This window comes from Prochlorococcus marinus CUG1417, from assembly GCF_017695975.1.
GTDB lineage: Bacteria > Cyanobacteriota > Cyanobacteriia > PCC-6307 > Cyanobiaceae > Prochlorococcus_A > Prochlorococcus_A marinus_AG.
Window position 1 is genome coordinate 250,617 of record NZ_JAAORN010000002.1, and the last position, 20,977, is coordinate 271,593.

Below are 20,977 nucleotides of genomic sequence, written 5' to 3' on the forward strand. Positions count from 1 at the left end.
TCTAAAAATATTTAACGACCAACATTAAAAACAAAATCATGGAATTCTTGATTCTTTAAATAAAGGATGACTAGCAATATTAAAATCATATTTAAGCCTAGTACTATTGATCCAAAAATATTTATTTGTTTTTTACCTGGCAAAGTGTAAGTAAATTTCTTGCCTTTAAGAAAAGCTGCTAAGCCTTTTTTTTCTTTTTTTGATTCTTTTAATTCAGCATCATTTTTAACTTTATTATCAGAGAAACCTTTTACCATTTCAACTTAAAATCCAAATTTATGATATTCCAAAAAAATAAAATTTCTTATTAATTAACAATTTTTAATCACATATGGGACCATAAATGAAATTCTCTCATTTGAGAAATTTTTTAAAAAATAAGTTTCAATAATTGCCGACTGCATCCCCAATAAACTTGATTGACATTTGAATCTATTTTGATCAAATACAACTAATTGAAGTTTTTCTATTTCAGAAACTAACTCTTTACAATCTTGAGTTTGAAGATCTTTAATACAATAACTAGATTCTTTTAAGATCTTGGATTTTGTTGGTATTGCTTCTGCAATAACAGAATTAGATAACAAAAAAAAGTTTAGGAATAGAAAAGTTAAACATTTCATGACTTCTTAAGACTTCAAAATTTGGGATACCTTGTAAGAGTTTTGGTCATTTAGTTAATATTAATTTAATTGAAATTAAAAAAAAAGATGCTCTAAAAGAGCACCTTGGTATTTAAAGAGAGAAATAGGTTAAAAAGTCTACCCTTGAACTCTATCCTTAAAAAGTTTACCTGCTGAGAATGTTGGAACTCTTTTAGCAGGTATTGCTATTTTTTCGCCTGTCTTAGGGTTTAATCCCTGTCTTGCAGAACGATCTCTTGGCTCGAAAGAACCGAATCCTAGTATGGAGACTTTTTTGCCTTCCACTACTGAATCAACAATAGTTTCAATAGCTGCATCAACAACTAAAGAAACATCCGTTTTTGTGAGCTCTGTACGAGCAGCAACAAGATTTACTAAATCAGCTTTGTTCATTGAATTGTTTGTAAAGCAGAGATTTAGAGACAAGAGTTTTAATCAAGCCTAAAAACCTCGAACTTGCATATCATATGGAGCAAATACAAATACGGCAACCGAAAATGCCGGCGGCGCAAAGCTTTATACAAATCTTAGGGACATTTTTAGCTAAATTATTTATTTTTATAGCGGCATATTTTTCCTATATAAAAAATAGCCTCATTAATTAGTAAACAGCCCAAACCATTGGTAATACTAGAGTTAGCCTTAAAAAGACAAACTTCATTTATTAAAAGGAGAAATGTCTAAGGGTCATAAAGTTAAGAATTTGAGGTATTTATTATGTTTTATTAATTTTCAGATATATTTCCTTCTCATCACATGAAAAAGCATGATTTGTATTTTGAAATCAAGAAAAATCTGGTTTTCTCATTATTAAACTTTCTCTCTAAATCATTCTATAAACTGAACAGATAGATAAATAGAATGCAATTAATTAGAAAATCAATACTTTCCAAGATCTAAAAAAGTTGATTAGTGAAACCTTAAATTTGAGTTTTTTTTTTTAATTTTTCATCTATTATTCAAATATCAGTAATTTGAATAAATTGTTTCAATATTTAACTAATCAATGATAAAGGGAAAGTGACTCATATCAATAAAGGTAAACCATTTCCTTTAGGAAGTTCTCTAACTTCACAAGGAGTTAATTTTTCCCTAATAGCTACAAATGCAGAATATGTAGAAATACTATTGTTCGAGAAAGAAGACTCTATTTCTCCAAAAACCATATTGAAATTAGATCAGAACCATAATACTGGTCCATACTGGCATGTGGAAATAAAAAATCTAAGTGAAGGTTGTATTTATGCTTTTAGAATAAAACAAAAAAATAATGAAATTAATAATAACTATGAAAAAAAAGTATTACTTGATCCATGTTCAAGGGGTATTACTGGATGGGAAAGTTATAAAAGAGAAAATGCATTAAACAATCTAGAAAATACTAATTCTTGTCTTAAAAGCGTTGTTTGCGATAGAAAATTATTTAATTTCAAGGATTATCCAAGACCGAAACATTCTTGGGAAGAAACAATTATTTATGAACTCCATATCAAATCCTTTACTGAATCAACTGATAAAAATGAAAGTTGTTTCAAGAAATTTTTAAAAAAAATTCCGTATCTCAAAGAACTCGGTATTACCACAATTGAATTACTTCCAATTTTTTGTTTTGATCCAACTGATGCACCAAATGGTTTAGATAATTTTTGGGGTTATAGTCCAATCAATTGGTTTACACCTCATTTTGAATATCTTTCGAATGAATCGGCCGAAAAAAATAGAGAGGAATTTAGAAGATTGGTAGAGGAATGTCACAAAGCAGATATTGAAATCATCTTAGATGTTGTATACAATCATACGTCTGAGGGAGATTCTCATGGACCAGCAATATCTTGGAAAGGTATAGATGAAAATCTTTATTACTTTATAGGAAAAGATAAAAATTATCAGGACGTCTCTGGGTGCGGTAATACTATTGCGGCAAACAGAGGATTAGTTAGAAAACTAATCATTGAATCATTAAAATGCTGGGCGAGTGAACTTGGAGTAGATGGTTTTAGATTTGATTTAGGAATTGCCCTATCAAGAGGAGAAAATCTTGCTCCACTCGAAAATCCTCCAATTTTTGAAGATATAGAATGTGAACCCGAACTTATCGATATAAAATTAATAAGTGAACCATGGGATTGTGGTGGTTTATATAAATTAGGTAATTTCCCATCTAAGAATACTTTTACATGGAATGGTCATTTTAGAGATGACTTACGGAGATTTTGGAAGGGGGATAAAGATACAGCTTGGAATATGAGCGATAAAATAAAAGGTAGTCCATCGATTTATAAAGAAGATACTATTTTCCCAAAATCAATAAACTTTATTACTTCACATGATGGATTTACTCTAAAAGATTTAGTAACTTACGATAGGAAATATAATTTTGCTAATAGAGAACAAAATAGGGATGGTGATAACCATAATAATTCTTGGAATCATGGTATAGAGGGACCAACTACAAACTTATTAATCAATGATTTAAGAAAAAGACAACAAAAAAATCTTATTCTTAGTTTACTTATTTCCAGAGGTGTTCCAATGATACTTATGGGTGATGAGATAGGAAGGTCGCAAGGCGGTAACAATAATTCTTGGTGCCAAAATAATTTATTGGGCTGGATGAATTGGGAAAATGGTCAACAAGATTTGGAATTATTAGAATATTTCAAATATGTTATAAAAATCCGAAAAAAACTTATAAATATTTTTAATCCATCATTCTTACCTAATAATCAAACAAATGAACATATACCAGCATATCATTGGCATGGGACAAAATTAGATAGCCCCGATTGGAGTAGTTGGTCTCACACAGTTGCCTTTAGCATTAACAAAGGCAATACTAATCCTCTTATCTGGATAGGTTTAAATGCATATTCAAAAAATATAGATTTCCCCTTGCCGAAATGTAAATATAATTGGTTTAAAGTTATTGACACTAGCATGAATGAGATTTTTGAACCCATAAATATAAAGGAAAACTCTGTTTCAATAAAGAGTAGAAGCTCTTTATTAATCATTTCAGAAGAAGTATTTGGCGCAAAAAATAATATATTTTAAAAGCGGGCGGCGGGAATCGAACCCGCATCTTCAGCTTGGAAGGCTGAGGTTTTACCACTAAACCACGCCCGCATTAAGTATTAGAATTACCATTGCAATAATACATTATCAAACAATCAACAAATTAAAAAGATTGGAAAATTCACACTCGAAGAAAAATATTACTAGATCAACAACAAGGTTAATGTTCTCCTATGGGTTAGGAGATGCAGGTACAGGTTTAGTGGCGACGCAATTTGGTTTTTTTCTGTTCAAATTCTTTATTTCTGCTGGTTTACCAGTAATAATTGCGGGCTCGTTATTGATGTTAATAAAGATATGGGACGCAATAAATGATCCTTTAATTGGATGGTTAAGCGATCGGACTAAATCGAGATGGGGGCCCAGAATACCATGGATGGTAGCAGCATCTGTTCCTCTTGGTTTTTCTTTAGCTGCAATATGGTGGACCCCAGCTGGTTCCGTTCTAAATAAGACTATTTACTATGCAATAATTTCTATCATCGTAATGACTGCTTATACAAGTATAAATCTTCCTTTTGCTGCTTTATCAACCGAAATTTCTGAAAAAACAGCAATCAGAACAAGGTTAAACGCATCTAGATTTACCGGCTCAATAATTGCAGGAATAACTGGTTTGATAATTGCTGGAATTGTCTTAGGTTCAGAAGACTCAGCAAATAATGAATATTTTTTAATGGGTAAAATAAGTGGATGTATTGCTGTAGCTACGACATTAATATCCTGTTGGGGGTTAGCTCCATTTGCAAAAAAAGCCAGAAGGCCTTCAGGGAAAGCAGAGGCAATAACTCTTCAATTCAAAAGGATCTTCAGAAATAAAAAATTTCTCAAAATCATTACGCTTTATATTCTGCTATGGTGCGCCTTGCAATTGATGCAAACTGTAGCATTAATCTATGTAGAGGATGTGCTGAGGGTGCCAACAGACATAGCAAAGTGGATCCCAATACCTTTCCAAATTAGTGCATTAATAGGTTTACAAATATGGACTAGAGTATCAAATAAATTGAATAGAATTTCAGCTTTAAATTATGGAGCTTTTTTGTGGATTATTTCATGTACGGCAGCTTTATTTTTTCCTTCTTTATCTAGAGTTTCAGAAGTTGGAGATGGTTTATTGCTAAATGCCAGCAACATGATTTTGTTCATTCTTTTAATTTTCATAATCTGTCTTATTGGCATTGGAGCTTCTACTGCTTTTCTTATCCCTTGGTCACTTCTTCCAGATGCAATAGACGAAGATCCAGAGAAACCAGCAGGACTATATACCGCTTGGATGGTACTTATTCAGAAAATTGGAATCGCTTTGAGTGTTCAATTATTAGGGTTTTTGCTGTATTTATCTGGTTATCAAACATGCTTTGTTGATAAAGATAGTTTAAATATTATTGAACAATGCACCTCAGCACAATTAACTATTAGATTATGCATTGGTTTTATACCCTCAATAATGGTGGTAATTGGTCTTTTGATAATGAGAAAATGGGATCGAAAATTAATTACGAACTAATATAAAGATATGTATTACCCTAAGTTTTTTAAAAGACTTCTAAGCAGCTTCATCATTGGAGGGCAAGCAATTAATTTTATCTTCAGAGGTAAAATTTCCAAGAATGATCTCTTTGACCAACTTATGGAGTCGGGTCCTGGTAGTTTGTTGATTGTATTAATTACAGGAATTGCCGCAGGTACAGTCTTTAATATTCAAGTAGCATCACAACTAACAAGTATGGGTGTTTCAAGTGAAATTGGAGGTTTATTAGCAGTAGGAATGGCGAGAGAAATGGCTCCTCTCTTAACTGCGACTTTAATGACTGGGAAGGTTGCCACAGCTTATGCTGCTCAACTGGGCACTATGAAAGTCACAGAACAAATAGAGGCCATCACAATGTTAAGGACTGAACCAGTCCAATATTTGGTAGTACCAAGATTACTATCGATGGTAATAATGTCTCCTATTCAGTGCCTTTTGTTTTTATCTGTCGCATTATGGAGTGGACAAATTTGGAGCACAATTTTTTATAAAGTTCCTCCAACAGTTTTCTGGACATCTGTGAGATCAGGTAATGTGAGTTTAACCAGCTCAGACTTAACTTCAATGTTAATAAAATCTATAGTGTTCGGATTACTTATCTCAATCATTGCTTGTGGATATGGACTAACAACTAAAGGTGGTCCAAAAGAAGTTGGAACAAGTACAACAGGGGCCGTTGTAATGACTCTTGTTAATGTATCTTTAATGGATGTATTACTAACACAAATTTTATTTGGATAATTCTATGTTTAAGACTAAATCAAAAAAGGAAGAACCAGTAATAATATCGCCATCATTCCAATTACCAATAATTCTGATAATTTTAAGTTTTATGCTTTTATTTTTAAATATTGGTTCATTGCCAACAATAGTTTTTGCATCGTTTAGCTTTTTCTTATTACTTCAGTCCTTTACCTTAAGAATAAAAATAACAAATGATAATTTTATAGTTTTACAATTAGGTAAAGAGATTAGAACTTTTCCATTCAAGAACTGGATATCATGGAAATTCTTTTTCCCTATAGTCCCAGGTGTATTTTATTTTAGAGAAAAATCTAGTCCTCATTTATTACCAATATTATTTAATCCAAAGCAATTAAAAGATGAACTTCTAAAAAAAGTTGACTCCTTGGAAATTAAAAATTCCTAAAGTTGAGTTTTTTCTTATCATCAAAATTATTTAAATGAACAATACAGAAATTTCAAACAATAATCCTGAAAAGGAATTAATCATAGGTAAATCAGTTTCAGATGATAAAACCAAACAAACTAGTGAGAAAAATACAAGGCAAAATAAAAAAACTGCCCCAAAAAACGACAAATCAAATAAATCTTTTGATGAAATTTCTAATGAGATTTTTAGAGATCTCATCAAAAAAAAAGACTCTTTAGAAAAAGAAATAAAAGATTTAAAAACAAAAAAAAATGAATTAGAAAAAGATATAGAATCAAATTTTCAAGGACAGTCGGATAATATCGCTAAAAGAGTTAAAGGCTTTCAAGATTACTTAACTGGAGCATTGCAGAATCTTTCACAAAACGTAGATAAACTTGAGTTGGTTTCTCAACCAATAATCGTAAAGCCATCCCCCCTCGATGAAAAGAAACAAGAAAATATTATAAATAATGTGGTAAATGTTCCTGCTCTTTCTGAAACATTTAAGCCAGATGAAGAGATTATAAAAAGTTGCTTTTCAACTTTTACAGAACAACCTGATTTTTATGCTGAACCTTGGAAATTAAGACGTAGTCTTAATTCATCAGATGTAGAAATTATGGATGATTGGTTCTTTAATATGGGCGGAAGAGGTTCTATTGAAAGTAGAGGATCTCGACAAAAAAATGCTTTGTTATCAGCGGGTTTAATATCTATTCTTGGCGAATTATATGGAGATCAATTTCAGACGCTTATTTTAGCTTCTCAGCCTGAACGATTAGGGGAGTGGAGAAGAATTCTTCAAGATTCACTTGGTCTCTCAAGAGATGACTTTGGGCCTAATAGTGGGATTGTTCTTTTTGAAAGGCCTGAAGGTGTCATCGAAAGAGCCGATAGATTAGAAGCTAATGAAGAATTACCATTTATTATTATTGATGCATCAGAAACATCTGTTGAAATTCCTATACTGCAATTCCCATTATGGGTTGCTTTTGCAGGCTCAGATAATGAAATTTACGATGATCTTGAATTAAACTAATTTGTATGAATATTTTAATAATCTTTGTTGGTTATCTTTTAGGGTCTATCCCCACAGGGTTTTTAATTGGGAAATATCTCAAAAATATAGATCTAAGAACAATAGGTTCTGGATCTACAGGTGCCACAAATGTCTTAAGAAATGTAGGGAAATGGCCAGCACTTTTTGTTTTTCTTATTGACGTTAGTAAAGGTCTTATTGCAGTAAAAATTGCTCAGAATTATACAGACCAAGAGTTAATAGAAGTATTGGCAGGTATCTCAGCAATATCAGGCCATATATGGCCAATATGGCTAAAAGGGAAAGGAGGTAAAGCTGTCGCGACTGGATTAGGTATGTTTTTAGCTCTATCCTGGAAAGTTGGATTAGCTTCTTTAGGGATTTTTTTATTAGTATTAGCGAAAACCAAATTTGTATCTTTATCAAGTATTTCAGCTGCAATCTTACTTCCTATCTTTATGTTTTTTTACCTCGGCAATTTTATGCACTCATACTTTTTTATAAGTTTAATTGTGGCATTATTAGTAATCTGGAAACATAGAACAAACATAATAAGATTGCTCAAGGGAGAAGAATCCAAAATTAACCAGAATTAATAGATTTAAATATTTCTATTAGAGCTTTATTAGGATCTATAGCTTTTGATATTGATCTACCAATGACTAATTTACTAGCGCCATTATCTATAGCTTCATGGGGAGTCATAATTCTATTTTGATCATCTTTATTGTCAATTTTTAACCTGATACCAGGTGTAATAAGTTCAAAGTTATCTTTATAAATAGATCTCAACATTTTTACCTCCCAAGGGGAGCAGACACATCCATCTAACCCAGCATCAAAAGACAACTTTGCAAGTCTCAATACATTTTCTTCAATTGTATTATTTCTATCAAGATCAGTTTGAAAATCTTTAAGAGAAAAGCTTGTTAAAACAGTTATTCCTACAACAAATGGAGGGTTTTCATTAACTGAGGAGGCTCCTTCTATAGTTGCTTTTTTCGAATCCTTAAGAGCTTTTAGGCCTGCTGAAGAATGAATAGAAATAATATCAACACCTAATTTTGAAACTTGGAAACATGCTGCACTCATGGTATTTGGAATATCATGAAACTTTAAGTCTAAAAAAATTTTTTTATTTAAACTTTTTAAAATTTCAATAACTCTTGGACCTTCCCTAACAAAAAGCTCTAAACCAACTTTCACCCACTTAATACTAGGACATTTTTCTAGAAGAAATTTTGCTTGACTTAAATCAAGTCCATCAATTGCCAATATTATTTTATCTTCTGAATTATATCTGTTATTCATCAATTTTTAGTTTTCAAACCTTTTAATTATTTTTTTTCCAATTTGCAAAATTTTCCCTTCCAATTCATTTTTTGATTCAAAAACTAAATCAGGATTTATTACTTTCTGACTATCAATTTTAACGCCCCCACCTTTAATCGATCTTTTGGATTCACTGCTTGATTTAAAAAGTTTTAGAGCACTTAGTAAGTAAAAAAACTTAACTGGAAAAACTATTTCTTTTAATGAAATCTCAGGAATTTCTCCAACTTTTTCTTTTTGTCCAAGAAATAATTTTTCGCAGTTAGTTTGCGCTTTTAAAGCTTCATCAAACCCATGGAATAAAGTAGTAACTTCTAAAGCCATTCTTCTCTGTAATTCACGAGGATTTGAGTTTCCAAGAAAACTTAAATCTAATTCAGTAAGCAACTCAAAATAGGTAGGTATTATATTATCGGGTACTTTTTCTAATTTTGAATACATTGAAAGAGGATCATCAGTCAATCCGACGGTGTTAAATTCAGATTTACTCATCTTCTTAATTCCATCTAAACCTGTCAAAATTGGCAATAGAATACCAAACTGAGGTTCTTGTTTAAAATGCCTTTGAAGGTCTCTTCCTATTGCAATATTAAATTTCTGATCTGTACCTCCAAGCTCAATATCTGATTGAACAATCACCGAATCGTAACCTTGTAATAGTGGATATAAGAATTCATGCAAAGCAATTGGGACTTGTGAAGAGTACCTTTTATTAAATTCCTCCTTAGCTAACATTTGACTAACTGTCGCACTCCCCATTAATTCAATTATCGAATTAAGATCTAATCCTTTTAACCATTCACTGTTATATCTAATTTCTATTCTATCTTTTGAATCAAAATCTAAAATAGATTCATTAGCTGGTTTACCCATTCCAAGTTGCGTTAAATATGTTTTTGCATTTTCCTTAACTTGTTTTTCCGATAACTGCACTCTTGTTTTGTTTTTTCCAGTTGGGTCTCCTATTTGAGCAGTAAAATCTCCAATAATTAAAACTGCTATATGTCCATTATCTTGGAATGCCCTAAGTTTTTTGAACAATATGCTATGCCCAAGATGAATATCAGTTCCAGTTGGATCGATTCCAAGTTTAACCCTTAATTTTTTATTATTTTTTTTCGCATGATCAATTATCTCTGAAAAAGTTTGATCTGTTCCCTTAATTGGGAAATATTCTTCTATTCCTCTTGAGAGCCATGATGGCAATAATAAATTATCTGTCATAAAGCTTTAACCGTTAAATTCAAGAGGTTTTATCAAGTTCATCCTTCATTCTTATTAAGGTTTTATTCATCTGATCAAACATCTGATCTGGAGTAATCCCAAACTGGTTTAACTGCGTCTTTAATTGCTCTACTGTCATTTTTGCTTGAAAATCTTCAGATAATTCGAATCTCTTCATAAAAACCTTATAACGATCCATAAGAGATTCCATTTTTTTTATAAACATTTTTTTACCCTCTCTATCAAATTTGCCATAATCAGAACCAAGCTTCATGAGGTCTTGGTAATCAGTAAAAAGCTTTTTAGCTTCTTCTTGTACAATGTCTGACTCAAAAAATCCCATTTCTATTTTTTTACTTCGCAAGATTAAGACTCAATTACAAGATAACAAGAATCTTTTGAATTGATTAGAACATTAATAAAATTTTAGTTTATGAATAATTCTCTGATTTATATTTATTCGGAATTAAATTTAAAACACATGATCTATAGTTTTTGGAAAACTTTAACGTAAATAATATTTCAAATCAAAATAGACAATTTGAGTTATTTGGTTCAAATGTAAATACATCAATTAATTTTCAACACTCAAAATATCTAAAAATCAAAGGCGAAATCCTAATTGAATGGAGAAATAGAATCCAAGATCATCAATTTAAAATTTCAAAAGATGCACACAATAAAACTTTGCACCAAACAAGTCTTCCTATAAATGCAATTTCCAATGAAATAAAAATTGATCCGTTTTCCCTGCAACCATTATCATTGAATTTTTGGAGAACCAATCAAGATATTCACAATGGTCCAGCAATGTATTTTGTAATTGACTCGATGGAGAGTTCTAAAATAATCCTTTATATAGGAGAAACAAACTTGGCAAATAAAAGATGGAAGGGAGAACATGACTGTAAAAATTACCTCATGAACTATAAAGAAGCCCTAGCCCATAACAACCTTTCAAGTCACCAAGATATTCGTTTCTTCTTAGATGTACCTAAACAAGTAAAATTAAGACGTAAATTAGAACAGCAACTGATATATTTATGGTTACCCCCTTTTAATAAAGAGACCCGAGATAGGTGGGTAACTACTTTCACAAACAACTAAAAGTTAATTAAATCCATTTTACAAATGCAATTTTCAAAATTCCAAAAAAATCTAGATAACTGGCAAGGTACTTCATTAATTTTTGGAGTTTTAGAGGAAGAAATTGAAAGCCAATTTGAAAACATAAAATTTGTTGTTGACCCAAAATTATTACTAAAAAAAGTTACTCAAAAAAAATTCAAAGGAGAAAAAGGAAAAACTCTAAGCTTTGAATTTTTAGATCAAAAATTAGAAACTTTAATCATAGTTGGTTTTGGCAAATCTAAAGATCTTAAAAAAAGTGATATTGAAAAATCCATAGGAAATCTAATTAGGAAAACTGTTGATAAAAATGAAAAAATCAGCCTCTTGCTACCTTGGGAGTTAATAAATTCAAAACTAGAAATAAATCAATTAGCTGAGTCAGCCAGATTATCTGCTTATAAGGACAATAGATTCAACATGAAAAAAAATGAAGAGAAAGTTCTTAAAGAAATAGAGTTTCTGAATTTAACTAAATTTGAGAATATTAGCTTTGAAGAGACAGAAAAAATATGTGAAGGTGTAGAACTAGCCAGAAGACTTGTAGCCGCCCCTCCAAACAGTCTTACGCCAAAGGAAATGTCTATTCAAGCTTCTGAAATTGCCAAAGATCATGGTTTGGAAGTAAAAATTTTAGAGGCAAAAGATTGTGAAGATTTAGGAATGGGTGCATATTTAGCAGTAGCAAAAGGTTCTGATCTAGATCCTAAATTTATACATCTTACTTTGAAATCAAATGGGCCTATAAAAGAAAAGATTGCGCTTGTTGGGAAGGGCTTAACTTTTGATTCTGGAGGATACAATCTGAAAGTAGGAGCCTCTCAAATTGAAATGATGAAATATGATATGGGCGGAAGCGCTGCAGTTTTAGGTGCAGCCAAAGCACTTGGAGCAATAAAACCAAAGGGACTTGAAATACACTTTATTGTGGCAGCTTGCGAAAACATGATAAATGGATCTGCAGTACATCCTGGAGATGTAGTTAAGGCATCTAATGGTAAGACAATTGAAATAAATAACACTGATGCAGAGGGTAGACTCACATTAGCTGATGCTTTAACTTATGCATCCAATTTAAAGCCAGACTCAATAATAGATCTTGCCACTTTAACAGGAGCTATTGTTGTTGCATTAGGGAATGATGTAGCTGGATTCTGGAGCAATAATGATGCTCTAGCAAATGATCTAAAAACTGCATCAGCCCAGGCTGGAGAAGAATTATGGCAAATGCCTTTACAAAAATCTTATAAAGAAGGGTTAAAGTCTCATATAGCTGATATGAAAAATACAGGCCCTAGAGCAGGTGGATCAATAACTGCAGCTTTGTTTCTAGAGGAATTCTTTGATAAAGAGATTAAATGGGCTCATATTGATATTGCTGGGACTTGTTGGACTGATAAGCATAAGGGGATAAATCCATCAGGTGCAACCGGTTTCGGAGTTAAAACCCTTATTCAATGGATTAAAAATAAATAACTATATTTAAAATCATTCAATCCAAAGATTTGTTGATCTAGCGTTATCCCCCCATAATTTATCCAACCTCTGATCTCTACCACATGAGTATCTGTAAAACTTATATTTTAGTTCATTTCTTTCGGCAAAATCCTGATGATATTCTTCAGCCAACCAAAATTGACCTTTTGATTTTAGTTCTACAGATATTTTTTCTAATGGTACTTGCAACTCATTAGAGGCCGAAACAATTGCATTTTTTGCAATACTTTCCTCATTTTGATCTTTGAAAAAGATCACTGGCCTATAAGAATCTCCACGATCACAAAATTGACCCTTGGCATCCAAAGGATCAATATTTCTTAAATAAACCCTAAGTATTTCGGGTAAAGTTACCAATTGGGAATCATAGTCCACCAAAACCACTTCCTGATGTCCTTCATGATTTTCGTAGGTAGGATTTTTTAAATCCCCTCCTGAATAGCCGCTTTGTACAAAATTTATCCCATTTAATGACTCTAAATCATGTTCTAAACACCAAAAACAACCTCCTGCAAGGATCAATTCCTCTGCAAAAGCGTTTACAGGGTTAATAAATATTGAAAGAGCAATTATTAAAGGTAAAAAATATTTCATTTATTTATTATAAAGTTCAAATAATAGAATTAATAATCTCTTCAGCAGCTCTTTGTACTACACCCTCTTCACCTAGTTCTTTTTTTAAAAAAGCATAACCTTTCTTAATTTTTATTTTTTCTGATTGCCCTTCAAGAATCCTACAAGATTTATCAAAGATCTTCTTTTCGTCAAACTCTTTTTGTACAAATTCAGGGATTATCAATTTATTAACTAACAAATTTACAGGAGAAATAAATCTTAATTTGAAATTGAGAATTTTTTTAGCAATAAAAGCAGTTATCCTACTTACTCTGTAACCAACAATCTGAGGTATTCCATATAAAGCTAACTCCATATTAACTGTACCTGATTTACAAAGGGCGATTTTTGTAAGCGAATAAATATAAGGCTTTAATCTTGAGTTATCTTTTTGAGAAATAACTTGTCCTTTAACTTGATATTTTCTGAAGGCCTTTTTGAATCTTTCATCAAAAACTTTTCTACAGGAAGGTATGTAAACAACTAAATTCGGATATCTTTGTTGTAACTTTCTAGCCGCCAGCATAAAAGTAGGTAAAATATAATTCAATTCTTGAGGTCTTGATGCGGGCATCAAAAGTAGAATATTTTCATCTGGGCGAAGGCTTAGAATGGTTCGGGCATCTTTCTTAAGAGGAAGTTTTTTTGTTAAATCAATCATTGGATGTCCAACCCATAAAACATTTCCGCCCCTCTTTTTATAGAATGCAGCCTCTTTCTTGAAAATCGCAAAAATTTTATCAGAAAAATTTATTAAATTTGTAGTAGTGTTATTTCCAACTCTCCAGGCCCATTCTTGAGGAGCAATATAGTAGAAAATTGGAATTTTAGTCTTTGATTTTTTTAATTTAGTTCCAATTTTTATATTGGGGCCCATATAGTCAATCAAAATTAAGCAATCTGGAGGATATTTATTTAAAAATTTATATAATCTTTTTTGAATTCTTATTGTTGGCAGAATAAGAGGTAAAGCCTCCCAAATTCCTATTGCACTAATAGATGTAGTATCTTGAAGAATTTTTACGCCTTCTTTCTTCATCCTTTCACCACCTAATCCGCAAATTTCTAAATCTATAGATTTTTTTTTAGCTTCATTTAATAATGCTTTTGATAATAAACTTCCGTGCAAATCTCCAGATACTTCTCCAGTACTAATAAATATCTTTTTATTCATTCATTTATTAGGGGCATGGGACCACGTCTTTCTCTTGTTATTGAATCTTTTAAAAAATCACATAATTTTTTTGAAGAAAGATCTAATTTTCCTCTTATTGCAATATCCAATGCATCAGAAATTACATTATTGGATTTAAAAAGTAAATTCCATGTACTTTGCAAAAGTTTAAAATCAAAATCCTTATTTTCCATCAACCCACTTCTTTTTATTCCGATCCTATTCAAACCTCTCAATCTGCCTGGATGTCCTTCTGCTAAACAAAAAGGAGGTACGTCTCTATCTACTCTAGTCATTCCTCCAACCATTGCTAAATATCCAATATGTACAAATTGATGAATACCTAAACAGCCGCCAATAATAGCTTTATCTTCAATCTTTACATGACCTGCAACTTGAACTCCATTTGATAAAACAATCCTATTTCCAAGTACACAATTATGGCCTATGTGAGTGTATGCCATTAACAAATTATTATTGCCAATAATAGTTTTTTCTCCTTCATCAGTTGCCTTATTAATAGTTACGCATTCTCTAAAAATATTATTATCACCAATAATTACTTCCGTAGAAGCTCCATTATATTTAAGATCTTGGGGATCCAGACCTATAAAAACATTTGGGAAAATTTTGTTGTTATCACCAATTTTAGTTTTTCCCATAATTACAGCATTCGGTCCTATTTCGCTACCTTTCCCAATTGTTACATTAGGACCGATAATAGCTCCTTGAGAGATAATAACCCCCTCATCTAATTTGGCATTATGGTCAACAAAAGCGTTTGGGTGTATTTTTGCACCACTTAAGTTTGCATTTAATTCAGTATTTTTATTCTCCATATTACTAATCAACTAATGAGAACATTAATTCTCCAGCACAAACCAACTTTCCATCTACGTGGGCTTCGCCTTTAACCTTCCCAAATCTTTGTCTTTTAATACTAAGTAATTCACAAGTAATTATCAATTGATCTCCAGGTACAACAGGTTTTCTAAATTTTACATTGTTGATTCCCGCAAAAACAAAGAGTCCTTTAGGGAGATCAGGCATTTGTGTTACTATAATTCCACCAACTTGAGCCATTGATTCGACAATAAGAACTCCTGGCATCAAGGGCCTTGCAGGAAAATGTCCTTGAAATTGAGGCTCATTTATAGTTACATTTTTTACTGCTACTGCCCTTTCACCGGGGATATGTTCTATGACTTTATCCACAAGAGCAAAAGGATATCTGTGAGGTAATAAACCTAGTATTTTCTCTGATGAGAGTTGATTATTTTCATTGGATAATTTCTTTTCCAAAACAATTAAGAGTAAAGTTAATTTTCTAGGGTTGAGGCCAATAAAGCATTTAAAGAATGTGATCCTTTATAAACTAAAATTTGTGCCTTAGGTAACCCTACCAAAGCCAAGTCCCCAATTAGGTCTAAAATTTTATGTCTTATTGGTTCATTATCAAATCTTAATGGTGGATTAACCCATTTATCTCCATCACAAACAAGGGCATTTTCCAAACTCCCTCCTTTTATTAATCCAAGTTCACTTAATTCCTGAAATTGATCCTTAAAGCCAAACGTTCTTGCAGGAGCAATCATTTCAACGAAACTTTTTGGATTTAAATCAATTACAAAAGTCTGATTTCCAATTGCTTTATACGAAAAACTTATGGTGGAGATGATTGTAGTTTTTTTTGAAGGAGTCGCTGCTATAACTGAGTCTTCTTTATTTAAAATAATTGATTTATTAATCTCCCGAAAAAAATTATCTGGTTTGAGCACCTTTTTGATCCCTGCTTCTTCAAAAGCTCTAACCCACCCTATTGCCGACCCATCTAAAAGGGGGATCTCTTTGCCATCAACCTCAATATGTATATAACTTAAACCACAACCAGCCATTGCAGATAATAGATGTTCAATAGTATATAAATTTCGACCACCTAATTTAACTGCAGTGCAAAGCATCGTAGAGCCAATTAAATCTTGAGTTAACTTGAAAATCTCTCCAGGCTTGTCCTTAAAAGAAACAAAATATCCTTCCTTTTCATAAGAAGAAATTGTAACTCTCGTCTTTTCGCCACTATGAAGGCCTATACCTTCTCTGGAAATAACGCCAGATAGGGTATAACAAGAATCATAATTAGTTGGCCAAGAAAACACTTAAAACTTCCATCCAACTCCAAGTGTATATCTCCAATCTCCACTTAGGTTTTTACTGGCTATATCTAATCTTATTGGACCAACAGGGGTTTTTACTCCAACTCCCCCACCTAATGAGTAACCAGAACCCGATTTACGCAATAATGTACCGGGTTTTCCTGGGACATCATCTTGAGAGTATAAATGACTTCCTGCATCAGCAAATAAAGCTCCTGATATCATTCTCCAAATAGGGAATCTATATTCTGCTGTACCCTCAACAAAACTTCTACTAACCGCCAAGTCACAAGATCCCCAGCCCCTTACAGATGATGTTCCACCCATACAAAATGCTTCATATGGAGGCAATTCTCCAATAATAGTTCCAGCCTTTAATTGAAAACCTATAGTTTGTGGACAATCTGCAGCAGCATCACCAGATTTACACGCTTTGGTAAAATTTATCAATTTTGTTGGTATGAAATATGAATATGTGGCTTTCATTCTATTGAAAGTTGGAGAACTTTCCCCTACTGAAAAAAACTGTTCTGTACCCAAGGTTAATTTATTTCCTGAAGTAGGGTTTGAAGAATTATTTAAATTATTTCTAGATGCGCTTGCGACAACACTTACTAAAGTATTTTCCACAGGACATGAACCATCTTTTGGGGTGAATCCAATACAAATGATCTCGCTTATATTCCCAGAAGTTGGCGTCAAATCACCATAAGGTTTTTTGTTACCACTACTGTCTATCATCTCTACTTTCTTAAAATTCATACCTGTTAGAACTCTCCATTTAGCCACCTTAAATGGATCTCCACCATTAAGAGGCCTTGAGAAAGAAAATCCGCCTCCAGTTTTTTGCAAGATTATTGATGAAAGAGAATCGGCGCTATTAGATTCTGTGTTATCAGCAACGCCATAAATTTTCCCATTCAATTCACTTCTAAATTCTTGCGGATAATCTCTACTTAAGAAAACATTTGTTCTAAAAGAGGTCTTATGCTTATCACCTTTGATCCATGGATCGTATAAAGAAAAATTGTAGGTTGTTGAATATTCTCCAAAATTTAGATTGAGATTTGTAGACCATGCTCTACCAAGTGCATTCGTCTCCTGCAATCCAATTGTTGCAAAGATTCCAGAGCTAGTGCTATATCCAAGGCCACCTGTTAATGATCCTGTTCTTTGCTCACTCAAATCTAAGAAAATTTTAACTTGACCAGGATTTAAATTGTCTGGACCAAGAGATACCTTGACATCATCAAAAAGTGATGTGGCATATAGTCTTTTAATATCTGCTTCTAAAATTTTCCTGTTAAATATAGTGCCCGGTTGTGTTTTTAACTCTCTTTTAATGACCCAGTCTTTTGTTTTCCCTTTTTTAGGTTTTCCATCGATAATAGATTCACCATCAGATCCAAGGAATCTAAACTCAATATCAGATATGACACCTTCAGAAACATTTAATATTACAATCCCATTTTCAGATATTCTATCTGGGCCATTTATCCTAGCTAAAGAATAACCTTTTTCTTCATAACGTTTTTTTATTATTTCTATCTTATTTTGTAATTGATTTAGGTTAAGAGTTTTTCCATATAGATTATTAAAAATATCATCTACATACGAACTAGAGAAAACAGAATTTATTGGATTGAGTTCAACTTTCTTCAAAATTGGGTTAGGCACTACTTTTACTATTAGTCTGACTCCTAATGGCCCCTCTTGAGACTTTATTTTAACTCCTGAAAACCAACCACTTGCATATATGGCATTGAGGTCTTCATTTAAAATTTGATTACTAACAATACTTCCTGGTTTTATACTCATGGAATCATATGCAGCCAATTCGAGTTTTCTGCCCTCTGGATGATTTTCCCAACCTTCGATAATTATTTCTGAAATAAGAACTCTTGTTTGATCAATATTCTTTTTTTCATTTTCTGCAATAAATATATTTTTCTCTCTCTGGATATTAAACTTTTGAAATGAACCACTTTTAATATTATTTATTTCTAGAGTTGTAATCGAATCCTCAACTTTATTTGGCAAAAACTTAGCAGATAATTCTAAATTATTGGATATAAAAATCAAGGGATAACAAGCAATATTTGTGAAGATCTTTTTAAATTTAAAAAAATGTTTTTGCATGAGATTTTTTGATTAAAATAAATAAAACATTATTCATTAATTTAGTTAAATGAAATCATTTATTCTTCGGTTAATTTCACTATAAGCTTCAATTAGTCCACCTAAATCATTTCTAAAAATGTCTTTGTCTAGGCTTACAATTGTATCATTTTTCTGATTGAGATCCCACAATCTACAATTATCAGGACTTATTTCATCTCCAAGTAGAATATTATTTTTAAAATCATAACCAAACTCCAACTTGAAATCTATAAGTTTAAGCTGAATATTTTTAAAAAAACCTTTCAGGATTTCATTAATCCTTAAAGTTAAATCTAAAATATAATTTAAATCTTTAGTACTTAAAATGTTCATTAATTCAATTCTATCTTTTGTAATAAGTGGATCATTAAGTTCATCATTTTTAAGATAAAGATCAATTAAAGGTTTTCCCAAGTCAGTGCCTGATTCAATAGTAGTTTGTTTACATAAAGAACCATATGCAGTATTTCTCAAGACTATTTCTAATGGAATTACTTTTATTTTTTGTGCAATCATTGTATTTTCATTTTTAAGTTCAAGAAAGTGACATGGAATATTGTTATTTAAAAGAAGTTCAAAAATTTTTGCACTTATTAGGCAATTCAATTTGCCCTTTCCTTTGAATTTAGCTTTTTTTAAAGCATTAAAGGCTGTAGCATCATCTTTAAATTCAATTATTACTTTATCTGCATCATCATGAGAAAATACTTTTTTTGCTTTGCCTTCATAAATCAATTCATATTTATTATTCATAAATTAAGACCTCATTTGACTACTAAAAGTACAATTTTTAATTAACATATTTATTAGAGTAATTAACATATTTACTTAGAGATCAACTTATCAAGTTGTTTATTTTATTCTAGCTGATTGCTCATCGAAACCTAGTAGCCTCCAAAAAGCATTTTTTTATGAGTATTAACTTAACAAGTTCTAATAGCTTAAGTAGATTAGAAAATGTTTTAATCATTGGAAGCGGTGGAAGAGAAAATTCTTTGGCTTGGGCAATTCAAAAAAATGAATTAGTTAAAAAAGTTTATATCATCCCAGGAAATGCTGGATCAGAAAGGATAAATAAATGTGAAAGATTAAAAATTGACATAAACAATTTTGATTATTTAGTCGAAAGAATTGATTCTTTAAAAATAGATTTAATTGTAATAGGTCCAGAGATACCTTTAGCGAATGGATTAGCTGATTTTCTTCGCAAAAAACACTTTAAAGTTTTTGGTCCTGGAAAAGATGGAGCAAAATTAGAATATAGCAAATCTTGGGCAAAGGAATTTATGCAAGACGCAAATATCCCAACTGCAAACTTTTGGAAAGTTAATTCTGCAGACGAAGCGAAAAAAATTATAAATTCATCATCAATTCCACTTGTAGTCAAGGCGGATGGTTTGGCTTCAGGTAAAGGTGTTTTTATTCCTGATTCAAAAGATGAATGTGTTAGAGCTGCAGAGTCAATCTTTCATGGTAAGTTTGGTGACTCTGGGAATGTAGTAGTTTTAGAAGAAAAAATTGAAGGTCCAGAAGTTTCAGTTTTTGCTCTATGCGATGGAGAGAGATACATATTACTTCCAACCGCACAAGATCACAAACGTCTTAATGAAAAAGATAAAGGTCCAAATACAGGAGGGATGGGAGCATATTCTCCAGCTCCACTTTTAACAAAAGATTACCTTGAAACAATCGTCCAAGAGATAATTGAACCCACAATAGATGAATTAAATAAGAAAAATATTGACTATAAAGGGGTAATTTATTTTGGATTGATGATCACGAAATCTGGGCCAAAAGTTATAGAATATAACTGTAGATTTGGTGATCCAGAATGCCAAACAATAATGTCTCTGATGGATCAAAATTTCGTATTTCTTCTAGAAAAATGTGCGATGGGAAATTTAATTGGTGATGAAAAAATTGCTGCGTCTGAAAACGTGAGTGGTTGTGTTATTGCCACCTCAAAAGGTTACCCTCACGAATATAAAACAGGCTTCCCAATTGATTTAGGAAAATTTGACACAAATAATTGTCAAATTTTCGACTCAGGAACTTCTTTTAATAAAAATGGCGAATTAATAACTAATGGGGGTAGAGTCTTGAGTATTGTCTGTCAAGATAAAAATTTTGATTTGGCTTTTGAAAAAATATACAAAAATTTAAAAGAAATAAATTTTGAAGGCATTTACTTCAGAAATGACATAGGTCATCAAGTGAGAAAAAACTTTTGTAAGGAGAATTAAGTC

22 protein-coding genes and 1 tRNA gene are annotated in these 20,977 nt (G+C 31.7%); 9 read left to right on the forward strand and 14 right to left on the reverse strand.

The genetic code is table 11. The features are described from left to right. Positions 1–11: 11 nt before the first annotated feature. The 3 genes from HA140_RS07420 to HA140_RS07430 all read right to left on the reverse strand — a co-directional run bounded on the left by HA140_RS07420 (position 12) and on the right by HA140_RS07430 (position 1,037). Positions 12–257: a hypothetical protein gene (locus tag HA140_RS07420; protein WP_209040493.1), complete on the reverse strand. Its 246-nt coding sequence runs from the start codon at positions 255–257 to the stop codon at positions 12–14. A 54-nt stretch (positions 258–311) separates the two neighbouring features. Beyond that, positions 312–587, reverse strand: coding sequence for a hypothetical protein (locus HA140_RS07425; RefSeq protein ID WP_245156243.1), 276 nt, complete (start codon positions 585–587; stop codon positions 312–314). A 174-nt stretch (positions 588–761) separates the two neighbouring features. Next, positions 762–1,037: an HU family DNA-binding protein gene (locus tag HA140_RS07430; protein ID WP_011132955.1), complete on the reverse strand. Its 276-nt coding sequence runs from the start codon at positions 1,035–1,037 to the stop codon at positions 762–764. A 627-nt stretch (positions 1,038–1,664) separates the two neighbouring features. Here HA140_RS07430 and HA140_RS07435 point away from each other — a divergent pair. Further along, entirely contained in the window at positions 1,665–3,698 is a 2,034-nt protein-coding gene (locus tag HA140_RS07435; RefSeq protein WP_209040495.1) for a glycogen debranching protein, read from the forward strand. A gap of 1 nt (position 3,699) precedes the next feature. On the opposite strand, the gene HA140_RS07440 is transcribed toward HA140_RS07435, so the two are convergent. After that, positions 3,700–3,770, reverse strand: a tRNA-Gly gene (locus HA140_RS07440). A gap of 112 nt (positions 3,771–3,882) precedes the next feature. Between HA140_RS07440 and HA140_RS07445 the strand changes: the two genes are divergently transcribed. The 5 genes from HA140_RS07445 to plsY are packed head-to-tail and all read left to right on the forward strand — an operon-like array spanning position 3,883 to position 8,044. Further along, positions 3,883–5,229: an MFS transporter gene (locus tag HA140_RS07445; protein ID WP_209040826.1), complete on the forward strand. Its 1,347-nt coding sequence runs from the start codon at positions 3,883–3,885 to the stop codon at positions 5,227–5,229. A 9-nt stretch (positions 5,230–5,238) separates the two neighbouring features. Further along, the gene (locus tag HA140_RS07450; protein ID WP_209040496.1) at positions 5,239–5,994 is read left to right on the forward strand and encodes an MlaE family ABC transporter permease; all 756 of its coding nucleotides are present in this window, start codon (positions 5,239–5,241) and stop codon (positions 5,992–5,994) included. Between the two features lie 4 nt (positions 5,995–5,998). Next, a complete protein-coding gene (locus HA140_RS07455) occupies positions 5,999–6,403 on the forward strand; it encodes a DUF3119 family protein (RefSeq protein WP_209040497.1) in 405 nt (134 codons plus the stop codon). A 34-nt stretch (positions 6,404–6,437) separates the two neighbouring features. Then, positions 6,438–7,448: a DUF3086 domain-containing protein gene (locus HA140_RS07460; RefSeq protein WP_209040498.1), complete on the forward strand. Its 1,011-nt coding sequence runs from the start codon at positions 6,438–6,440 to the stop codon at positions 7,446–7,448. A 5-nt stretch (positions 7,449–7,453) separates the two neighbouring features. Then, positions 7,454–8,044, forward strand: a complete 591-nt coding sequence (plsY, locus tag HA140_RS07465; RefSeq protein WP_209040499.1) for a glycerol-3-phosphate 1-O-acyltransferase PlsY — start codon at positions 7,454–7,456, stop codon at positions 8,042–8,044. Here plsY and pyrF read toward each other — a convergent pair. The 3 genes from pyrF to HA140_RS07480 are packed head-to-tail and all read right to left on the reverse strand — an operon-like array spanning position 8,031 to position 10,347. Then, positions 8,031–8,759, reverse strand: coding sequence for an orotidine-5'-phosphate decarboxylase (gene pyrF, locus HA140_RS07470; protein WP_209040500.1), 729 nt, complete (start codon positions 8,757–8,759; stop codon positions 8,031–8,033). The two genes, plsY and pyrF, sit on opposite strands and share 14 nt — an antisense overlap. Before the next feature lie 6 nt (positions 8,760–8,765). Next, positions 8,766–10,004 (reverse strand): tyrosine--tRNA ligase, encoded by a 1,239-nt coding sequence (gene tyrS, locus HA140_RS07475; protein WP_209040501.1) that lies wholly within the window; start codon positions 10,002–10,004, stop codon positions 8,766–8,768. Positions 10,005–10,023: 19 nt separating this feature from the next. Beyond that, positions 10,024–10,347, reverse strand: a complete 324-nt coding sequence (locus tag HA140_RS07480; RefSeq protein WP_209040502.1) for a DUF1825 family protein — start codon at positions 10,345–10,347, stop codon at positions 10,024–10,026. Between the two features lie 152 nt (positions 10,348–10,499). On the opposite strand from HA140_RS07480, the gene HA140_RS07485 reads away from it, so the two are divergent. Next, on the forward strand, positions 10,500–11,111 hold the full coding sequence (locus HA140_RS07485; RefSeq protein WP_209040503.1) for a hypothetical protein: 612 nt from the start codon (positions 10,500–10,502) through the stop codon (positions 11,109–11,111). Positions 11,112–11,135: 24 nt separating this feature from the next. Continuing rightward, positions 11,136–12,608 carry a leucyl aminopeptidase gene (locus HA140_RS07490; RefSeq protein ID WP_209040504.1) on the forward strand — a complete coding sequence of 491 codons (1,473 nt, stop codon included), beginning with the start codon at positions 11,136–11,138 and terminating at the stop codon, positions 12,606–12,608. A 12-nt stretch (positions 12,609–12,620) separates the two neighbouring features. Here the strand turns inward: HA140_RS07490 and msrA are convergent, their stop codons facing one another. The 7 genes from msrA to purC are packed head-to-tail and all read right to left on the reverse strand — an operon-like array spanning position 12,621 to position 19,484. Next, a complete protein-coding gene (gene msrA / locus HA140_RS07495) occupies positions 12,621–13,223 on the reverse strand; it encodes a peptide-methionine (S)-S-oxide reductase MsrA (protein ID WP_209040505.1) in 603 nt (200 codons plus the stop codon). 16 nt (positions 13,224–13,239) lie between these two features. Further along, positions 13,240–14,418 (reverse strand): lipid-A-disaccharide synthase, encoded by a 1,179-nt coding sequence (gene lpxB / locus HA140_RS07500; protein WP_209040506.1) that lies wholly within the window; start codon positions 14,416–14,418, stop codon positions 13,240–13,242. After that, on the reverse strand, positions 14,415–15,257 hold the full coding sequence (gene lpxA / locus HA140_RS07505; protein ID WP_209040507.1) for an acyl-ACP--UDP-N-acetylglucosamine O-acyltransferase: 843 nt from the start codon (positions 15,255–15,257) through the stop codon (positions 14,415–14,417). The genes lpxB and lpxA overlap by 4 nt, the downstream gene beginning before the upstream one ends. 4 nt (positions 15,258–15,261) lie before the next feature. Then, a complete protein-coding gene (gene fabZ / locus HA140_RS07510) occupies positions 15,262–15,720 on the reverse strand; it encodes a 3-hydroxyacyl-ACP dehydratase FabZ (RefSeq protein ID WP_209040508.1) in 459 nt (152 codons plus the stop codon). Positions 15,721–15,737: 17 nt separating this feature from the next. Further along, a complete protein-coding gene (gene lpxC, locus HA140_RS07515) occupies positions 15,738–16,574 on the reverse strand; it encodes a UDP-3-O-acyl-N-acetylglucosamine deacetylase (protein WP_209040509.1) in 837 nt (278 codons plus the stop codon). After that, positions 16,575–18,710, reverse strand: coding sequence for a BamA/TamA family outer membrane protein (locus HA140_RS07520; RefSeq protein ID WP_209040510.1), 2,136 nt, complete (start codon positions 18,708–18,710; stop codon positions 16,575–16,577). It abuts the gene before it with no gap. A 45-nt stretch (positions 18,711–18,755) separates the two neighbouring features. Then, complete coding sequence (purC, locus tag HA140_RS07525; protein ID WP_209040511.1) at positions 18,756–19,484, reverse strand: phosphoribosylaminoimidazolesuccinocarboxamide synthase; 729 nt, start codon at positions 19,482–19,484, stop codon at positions 18,756–18,758. Positions 19,485–19,642: 158 nt separating this feature from the next. On the opposite strand from purC, the gene purD reads away from it, so the two are divergent. Beyond that, positions 19,643–20,974 carry a phosphoribosylamine--glycine ligase gene (gene purD, locus HA140_RS07530; protein WP_209040512.1) on the forward strand — a complete coding sequence of 444 codons (1,332 nt, stop codon included), beginning with the start codon at positions 19,643–19,645 and terminating at the stop codon, positions 20,972–20,974. The last annotated feature ends 3 nt before the right edge of the window (positions 20,975–20,977 follow it).

Bases quoted from the DNA above. Each gene is read 5' to 3' on its own strand.
- HA140_RS07420 (WP_209040493.1), bottom strand. From the start codon at position 257: ATGGTAAAAGGTTTCTCTGATAATAAAGTTAAAAATGATGCTGAATTA.
- HA140_RS07430 (WP_011132955.1), bottom strand. From the start codon at position 1,037: ATGAACAAAGCTGATTTAGTAAATCTTGTTGCTGCTCGTACAGAGCTC.
- HA140_RS07445 (WP_209040826.1), top strand. From the start codon at position 3,883: ATGTTCTCCTATGGGTTAGGAGATGCAGGTACAGGTTTAGTGGCGACG.
- HA140_RS07450 (WP_209040496.1), top strand. From the start codon at position 5,239: ATGTATTACCCTAAGTTTTTTAAAAGACTTCTAAGCAGCTTCATCATT.
- HA140_RS07455 (WP_209040497.1), top strand. From the start codon at position 5,999: ATGTTTAAGACTAAATCAAAAAAGGAAGAACCAGTAATAATATCGCCA.
- HA140_RS07460 (WP_209040498.1), top strand. From the start codon at position 6,438: ATGAACAATACAGAAATTTCAAACAATAATCCTGAAAAGGAATTAATC.
- plsY (WP_209040499.1), top strand. From the start codon at position 7,454: ATGAATATTTTAATAATCTTTGTTGGTTATCTTTTAGGGTCTATCCCC.
- pyrF (WP_209040500.1), bottom strand. From the start codon at position 8,759: ATGAATAACAGATATAATTCAGAAGATAAAATAATATTGGCAATTGAT.
- tyrS (WP_209040501.1), bottom strand. From the start codon at position 10,004: ATGACAGATAATTTATTATTGCCATCATGGCTCTCAAGAGGAATAGAA.
- HA140_RS07480 (WP_209040502.1), bottom strand. From the start codon at position 10,347: ATGGGATTTTTTGAGTCAGACATTGTACAAGAAGAAGCTAAAAAGCTT.
- HA140_RS07490 (WP_209040504.1), top strand. From the start codon at position 11,136: ATGCAATTTTCAAAATTCCAAAAAAATCTAGATAACTGGCAAGGTACT.
- msrA (WP_209040505.1), bottom strand. From the start codon at position 13,223: ATGAAATATTTTTTACCTTTAATAATTGCTCTTTCAATATTTATTAAC.
- lpxB (WP_209040506.1), bottom strand. From the start codon at position 14,418: ATGAATAAAAAGATATTTATTAGTACTGGAGAAGTATCTGGAGATTTG.
- lpxA (WP_209040507.1), bottom strand. From the start codon at position 15,257: ATGGAGAATAAAAATACTGAATTAAATGCAAACTTAAGTGGTGCAAAA.
- HA140_RS07520 (WP_209040510.1), bottom strand. From the start codon at position 18,710: ATGCAAAAACATTTTTTTAAATTTAAAAAGATCTTCACAAATATTGCT.
- purC (WP_209040511.1), bottom strand. From the start codon at position 19,484: ATGAATAATAAATATGAATTGATTTATGAAGGCAAAGCAAAAAAAGTA.
- purD (WP_209040512.1), top strand. From the start codon at position 19,643: ATGAGTATTAACTTAACAAGTTCTAATAGCTTAAGTAGATTAGAAAAT.